Source organism: uncultured Croceicoccus sp. (assembly GCF_947496385.1).
GTDB lineage: Bacteria > Pseudomonadota > Alphaproteobacteria > Sphingomonadales > Sphingomonadaceae > Croceicoccus.
The window spans coordinates 1-6,956 of record NZ_CANMCP010000028.1 but is presented as its reverse complement, the minus strand read 5'-3'; the positions used below and the strand labels follow the sequence as shown (position 1 = coordinate 6,956).

General features: G+C 56.9%; 6 protein-coding genes. 3 read left to right on the top strand and 3 right to left on the bottom strand.

Going from position 1 to position 6,956, the window contains the following annotated elements:
- Nucleotides 1-82: 82 nt before the first annotated feature.
- Genes Q0897_RS15765 through Q0897_RS15755 form a run of 3 tightly spaced genes read left to right on the top strand, consistent with a single transcriptional unit; the run spans nt 83 to nt 4,596 of the window.
- Complete coding sequence (locus tag Q0897_RS15765; RefSeq protein WP_299310355.1) at nt 83-778, top strand: hypothetical protein; 696 nt, start codon at nt 83-85, stop codon at nt 776-778.
- Nucleotides 729-2,864, top strand: coding sequence for an ATP-dependent endonuclease (locus Q0897_RS15760; RefSeq protein WP_299310353.1), 2,136 nt, complete (start codon nt 729-731; stop codon nt 2,862-2,864). Before Q0897_RS15765 ends, Q0897_RS15760 begins: the two co-directional genes overlap by 50 nt.
- A complete protein-coding gene (locus Q0897_RS15755) occupies nt 2,854-4,596 on the top strand; it encodes a UvrD-helicase domain-containing protein (RefSeq protein WP_299310351.1) in 1,743 nt (580 codons plus the stop codon). The genes Q0897_RS15760 and Q0897_RS15755 overlap by 11 nt, the downstream gene beginning before the upstream one ends.
- Before the next feature lie 283 nt (nt 4,597-4,879).
- Here Q0897_RS15755 and Q0897_RS15750 read toward each other — a convergent pair whose 3' ends face one another.
- From Q0897_RS15750 to Q0897_RS15740, 3 genes are all read right to left on the bottom strand, one after another.
- The gene (locus Q0897_RS15750; protein ID WP_299310349.1) at nt 4,880-5,515 is read right to left on the bottom strand and encodes a S24 family peptidase; all 636 of its coding nucleotides are present in this window, start codon (nt 5,513-5,515) and stop codon (nt 4,880-4,882) included.
- 507 nt (nt 5,516-6,022) lie between these two features.
- The gene (locus Q0897_RS15745) at nt 6,023-6,154 is read right to left on the bottom strand and encodes a hypothetical protein (protein WP_299310347.1); all 132 of its coding nucleotides are present in this window, start codon (nt 6,152-6,154) and stop codon (nt 6,023-6,025) included.
- Nucleotides 6,154-6,762: a thermonuclease family protein gene (locus tag Q0897_RS15740; RefSeq protein ID WP_366519951.1), complete on the bottom strand. Its 609-nt coding sequence runs from the start codon at nt 6,760-6,762 to the stop codon at nt 6,154-6,156. The genes Q0897_RS15745 and Q0897_RS15740 overlap by 1 nt, the downstream gene beginning before the upstream one ends.
- Nucleotides 6,763-6,956 lie beyond the last annotated feature (194 nt).

Genomic DNA, 6,956 nt, shown 5'->3' with positions numbered 1-6,956 from the left:
CTTCGTCACTACGACGAAGCCCAAACCCTCCTTAATTACAACCTCAAATCTGTGCCATGGGTGCTGACGGGGAACAAATCTCTTGCCTTTCATCCTCGGCGTCCACCGGGCACCGGTCGCGCTCCCGGCGATGAGAAACCCGCAGGGAACATGGCAATTCTACAAGCCCGCCGATGTTCGCAGAATGGGGTTTCGCAACACGGCAAAACGTTTTGCCGAGATCAATGACAAGCTGAGCGGTGATCCCCTTGAAGAGCGGATCGACTACCGCCTCAAGCTCTCCAATCAGGTATTTGGGGACGGCAAATTTCTCGTGCTTTCAGGTGCAGGCGGCACCTACATTTGCGCCGCCTGCATTCCCACGGCGGAAGCCGAGAGGCTCGTGATCGACCAAACATTATACTGGCAGGAGGTCGACAGCGAGCAAGATGCTTGGTTCCGCACAGGAATCTTGAACAGCAACGCTTTGACCCAAGCCATACTGCCCTTCAATCCCGAGGGCGACTTCGGTCCGCGGCATATTCACACGCTGCCTTACCAACTCATGCCTGCCTATGATCCTGCAAATAACCTCATGCGCTCGATTTCCGAAGCCGCAGAGAAGGTTGCGGCAGTAGCCTCATCTCTTGTCGCTAAAGACAATTACGTCAATGATGCATTCAAGTCGCTTTCACATCGCCGGCGCAGGCTCCGAGAGCAATTGATCAAGAACGCCGATTACCAAGAGCTTGACCAACTTTGTGCGGTATTACTCGGCATCGACAGCGCAAAAGAATGACGCCGGGCAGGGGGCACGATTGAAACTCAAAAGGATCAAAGTCAAAAATTTCAGGCTCCTTCGGGACGTGGAAATCGTCCTCGAAGATGGCGTCACCCTGATCGTAGGGCGTAATAACAGCGGTAAGACGTCGCTCTCAGAAATCCTCCAGCGCTTCACCTCGGAGAAGAAGCTGCCCTTTAAGATTCAGGACTTCTCGACCGCTTGTTATGACGAATTTTGCGCAGCCCTTTCTGCTTGGCAGGCCACCGCAGATGAAGAGGAAACAAGGAAGCTCCTGCCCTACATCGAGCTCCGGCTCTACGTGGAATACGATCCCGCTCAGCCACTAGGATCGCTTGGCGAGTTTGTGATCGACCTTGATATGGATTGCCGGGAGGCGTTGATCGTCGCCCGGTTCGAGCTTGCAGACGGCGCGATCGCCTCGTTGTTTGACGAAGCGCCGGAAGGCGGGATCACAGAGGACAATTGCGCGGCCTTCTTTCGCAATCTTAGCGAGCGGATCGAGAAGCACTTCGTCATCAAGAGTTGGGCGGAAGACCCGAACGATCCTGAAAACCGGAAGCCCACCAAGCTCTCCACGGTTCAGGCGGTGCTGCAAACTGGCTTTGTCAATGCCCAGCGCGGTCTTGATGATGTCAGCGGCCGAGAGTCACATGTTCTTGCCAAAGTTCTGGAGGCCCTATTCAGTACCGCATCGATGGAATCGGCTGCCGAAGAGCAGAAGCAGATCGCCTCACGGCTCGAGGACGCCGTGAGCTCCATTCAGGAGGGCATCGACAAGGATTTCCGCGAAAACCTCGACAAGCTGCTGCCCACTTTGCAGGCTTTGGGCTACCCCGGTCTTGGCGGCCCGGAGCTCACAACCGAAACAACGCTCGATGTGAAACGGCTTCTGAGCGATCACACGAGCGTGCGTTACAAGGGGCACAGCGGGGTCCTGTTGCCTGAGTCCTACAACGGACTCGGCATGCGGAACCTGATTTTCATTCTGCTGCAAATTTTCAGCTTTTATCGCGAGTTTAGAGCTGAACCCGGCGCGACCGATTTACACCTCGTCTTTATAGAAGAGCCCGAGGCCCACCTTCATCCGCAGATGCAGGAGGTCTTCATCCGGCAGCTTCTGGAAATCGTCGCGCTGCTCAACAAGCAGCATGCCGATGAGCCGCCTTGGCCGGTCCAGTTCGTCGTCTCAACCCATTCCTCTCACATCGCCAATGAGGCGCACTTCGAAACAATCCGCTATTTTCTGCCGTGTGCGGAGGATGCCGAGAAGGGGCTTTGGCGGACACGTATCAAGGATTTGCGCACTGACCTCGCGATCAGCGAACCCGACAAAAAATTCTTGCGGCAGTATCTAACGCTCACCCGTTGCGACCTCTTTTTTGCCGACAAGGCAGTGCTGATCGAAGGAACCAGCGAGCGCCTCCTTCTTCCTGCCATCATCGCAAAGCTAGACGAAGGCCGGCCCCAGAAAGACCAACTCGGCAGCCAATACCTCGCGGTCATGGAGGTCGGGGGCGCGTACGCACACAAATTCGTCAAACTGCTCGATTTCCTTGAACTCCGCAGTCTGATCATCACGGACCTCGATCCTGTCGAGAAAGCGGGCGGAAAGAAGTGCACCGTTCGCCAAGCGAAAGCGACGAGCAATGCCTGCCTTAAGGACTGGTTTGGCAAAACACGTGAGCCGCTTGAACTCGCAGGCCTAGCCGACGATGAGAAGATCAAAGACATTGTGCGGATCGCATTTCAGCAGCCGGAGGAGAAGGACGGCGCTTGCGGACGCACACTTGAAGATGCTTTCATTCTCGCGAACCCGGCAAAGTTCGCCGCAGTCGGATCGACCGTTGAAGAGCTTGAGGTGAGTGCGCGAGACCTAGCAGAAGCAGAAAAGAAATCTGCTTTCGCGCTCACCTACGCAATCGACGATCAAGACTGGGAGATTCCCCGCTACGTCCGGGATGGCCTTCTGTGGCTTTCCCAAGGGCACGGATCGCCGCCGGCCGTGATTGCTCCGCCTGCCGCCGTCGTTGCCGAAACTGCCGCTGTGAATCCTGGGGAGGAAGCTGGCGATGCAGGCTGAAGTAGTCGAGCTTAGCCCGGCGGAAAAGGCCAGCAAGATTGCTCTTGAGAAGGTCGAAGAGAGCATCATCGCAGGACAAAGTTTCAAGCTGGAGGCAGGGGCCGGTGCGGGCAAGACCTACTCCTTGGTTGAGGCGTTGAAATTTTTGATCGCGACGCGGGGAACGTCCCTTGCCAAGAGAAATCAGCGCATCGCCTGCATTACCTTTACCAACGTTGCCAAGGATGAGATCGCGAGCCGCACCGATCGCAGTCCTGTCATTCATTGCGACACGATTCACGCATTTTGCTGGTCCGTGATAAGCGGCTTCCAATCTCAGCTCCGTCAGTTCGTGACTGAAATTCCGCAGTGGAACGAGCGCCTTGAAGAGATCGGCGAAGTGGGCGCCAGACGGATCGAATACAGTCTGGGCCACCGGAGCATCTCGGACGACGCGCTATCAATTCACCATGACGACGTTCTTACGCTTGCTGTCCGCCTCACTGAGTTTGAGAAGTTTCGGCGCATCCTTGCCAGCATGTACCCCTACATCCTGATCGACGAGTATCAGGATACCGACGCCGCTTGGATGGAGGCTGTGAAGGAGCGTTTCCTCGGAGATGCCAACGCTCCCCAATTCGCGTTTTTTGGGGACCACTGGCAGAAAATCTACGGAACTGGCTGCGGCAATCTTGAACATCCCGCCGTGCGCGAGATCGGCAAGGAGGCCAACTTTCGTTCCGTTCCGGCTATCGTTAAATGCCTAAACAGAATGCGCCCCGAGCTTCCGCAAGAGGTGAAGGACCCCGACGCAGATGGGCAGGTTGTCGTTTTCCATACCAATGATTGGCCCGGTGTGCGTGAGACAGGATACAACAAAGGCGATCTCCCCGGAGACAAAGCGGTAGAGGCGCTTTCCGCAGCGAAGGAATTGCTCACCGCTGAAGGGTGGGACTTTGAACCCTCCCACACAAAAATCCTCATGCTCACACATCGGGTGCTTGCCGCGCAGCAAGGCTACAGCAGCCTGCCCGTTGTCTTTCGGTACAATGAGTCCTTCACGAACAAAGAGCAGCCACATATTGCGTTCTTCGTCGATCAACTGGAACCCGCCCGTCGGGCATTCGAAGCCAAGCGCTTTGGCGAAATGTTCGACTATCTCGGCACAAACAAGCGATACATTCTCCGCGCAGCGGACAAGGCCACCTGGTCCTCATCGATGAGCAAGATCATGGATTTTCGGACGTCCGGTACGGTGGGTGACGTTCTTGCTCACCTACGCGAGCAGAAGGTTCCACCGCTGCCGTCTGCCGTGGAGCGACTAGAGCAGAAGCTGGCCGCGTTCGACCCGGACGGCGAAGAGGAAATGCCGAGAAACCTTCAAGAGCTTCGTGACCTTCACGATGTGCCGTATTCGGAGATTGTGAGCGTGACCGACTATCTCGAAGGGCATTCTCCATTTGAGACCAAGCACGGCGTCAAGGGTGCCCAGTTTGAGAACGTCTTGGCCGTGATGGGCAGGGGCTGGAATCGCTACAACTGGGACAAGATGCTTGCGAACGCGGCCAATCCCGATCTCGTAGCCGACAAGGATCGCAAAATGTACGAGGACAACCGCAATTTGTTCTACGTTGCCTGCTCGCGCCCGCAGAGGCGCCTTGCCGTGCTGTTCACACAGGAGCTGTCAGACATGGCAATGCAGACCGTGAGAAAATGGTTCGGCGAAGAGAATGCCCGATCTCTTCCCTTGTGAACGACTTTCCCCCCGAGATCCTTTTGTTTAAAAAAATTCAATCGCGGAAAGCACTGTTTCCTCGGACTAATCAATTCGTGCACACTTAGGTTTTCTCGGAATAGATTTTGCGCGATCAGAATTATCGAGAGAGCCAGACCGCAATCTGAAAGTGTCGGTTTTGAGAGGCGGCTCCGGAACGGCTAGTAGAATCGGATGATCAAAGTTCTATCATCGCGCATTTTCCGTTTTGGGGGTTGTCGCTCAACCGCGGGAGGTCGGCAACGGCTCAATTCCGTCGATCCTAGAGGGCTCTCCCGAACCAGATCACTCGCCCGACCACGTGGACCTCTGAGCGGTTCATGTCGCTCCAGGTCGGGTATGCGGGATTGTCGCTGGCGATCGTAATCTGCTTGCCGCCGGGTTTGATGGCGACGCGCTTCACCACAAGTGCGTCGTCGGCGCGCAGGACGTAAATCCCGTCACGAAGCCGTGATGCGTGATCGGACGCATCAACCAGTACTTCATCGCCGTCGCTGAGCGTGGGCTCCATGGAGTCGCCCATCACGCGCACGATCGACAGGCTGGCGCTCTTCGCCGACGTCAGACTTCGCAGCCAGCGCTCATCGAACCCGAAGCGTGTTCGCGCAGTCTCGCTTGCCGCCACCGCGCCAAAACCCGCAGATGCCTCGACATCGAGCACGGGGATTTCCACGAGGCCGTCCCACACGACATTAGCCGGGCCGCCGAAAACCTGCTCATCGACACCGAAAAAGCTAGCCAGGATCTTGCGGTCTTCATCGTCGAGCTTGCGGGGCGAGCCCCGCTTGATGAATTGCTGGATGTAGCTGGCATTGCGCCCTAGCAGCCTCGAGATCGAAGCATAGCCATATTTGTGCTTCTGGATCAGCCGGTCCAGCTCTTCCCTGACATTCTCCATGGTCAGTCCTCTACGTTTTCTCGTCGGGTATAGGATTCTTCCTAGACTCACGAAATCCTTCCTAGTAGGAACATAACAGGAACACAAGCAAGATGCGAGTCGAGGCGAGGAGCGATGACGTTGTTGGACCGGATCGAGATACATCTCATCAAGCACCGCATTACCGCGACACGCTTCGGCCGCCGCGCAGTCGGTGACCCAAGGTTCGTGCTCGACCTGAGATTAGGAAGGCGTCCCAGACGACGCACCCTTGAGCGGTTAAATGCCTATCTCGATCGGATCGAACGCGGCAGTGAAGACAAGGGCCTTACGAGGATCGGTCGTCTTTCTGCCGGTCCGCGAGGCTGTCAAAGCGGCGAGCAACCTCTCGCCACAGCCGAGCCCCGTCCTTTTCACCGGATCGAGCAAGGGCGTCTATTCTCCCGGCAATGAAAGAGGGCCCGCGATCGCCGTGTGCCTTCTCGACCGAAAGCGCCATGCCCCACAATTCCTGTTCTCGTGTGAGAGTCACATCAGCCAACCAATAGCGCCCGAGATCGCCAACAGCATCGCGGCCCCGATCAGCCACGCTTCGAGATGGAGTTTCCAGGCGTTCGCTTTGTCCTCCGCGCGCTCTTCGTCGGTCTGCCAATCGCGCATCAGCACCAAGACTCCCGCCGACCGGTCCAGGTGCGGGCGAGGTTTTCCGATACGAGCTGATCGCCCAAGGACCGGCCGCTTCGCACGATGACGCGAAGCTTGCGTCCGTACTGGTCCTCATCGCGATTTCCAATCGGCCGCAGTTCGAACTCGCCTTCGTTGAGCAGCACCACGAGCCGATCGCGCGCACGAATTCCTCTCGCGTGTTCGGCATCGCATTTCGGCGAGGAGATCTCCGGCGTGTCGATATCGGCAATGCGGATCTTCGTGCCCTCAAGCCAGATCGTGTCGCCATCGACCACGCACGTCTTTCGGATCGTTCCGCACACGGCAAAGGTGTGCGCCGCTCTGGCTTGCGCGCGAGCTGAATTAGTCGGCCAATTCGTTCCGACGAGCCCGCCGATAGCTCCCGCCAGCAGACCACCGCCAATAAGCATCGCGAGCGAGCGGCGCTTCGTCCGTTTCTGCCGACGTAACTCCTGGCGGAAGTCGAAGATCAGCGCACCCGGTTTGCTGCCGCACAGCTTCTTTGATCTGCGCCGGAACATCATGCCGAGGCCACACAGGTCGTGATGAGGAGCCCGCGTTTCATTCTGATTGTCTGCCATCACCCCTGAAAAGAGCCAAGTCCTGCATATCGAAGTTCCGAAGCTTTTGTGCTAAGATGCGGGCACCTCCTCTCCGAATTTCTTTCAGAGAGCGGAGATGGGCGGCGCTGGTTTGTGAAGTGTCCGTCGTCAGAACATTTGGCACAAGTCGCGGCGTAAATTAGCGGAGTGCGGGCCTCGTCTCAGGGTTGATG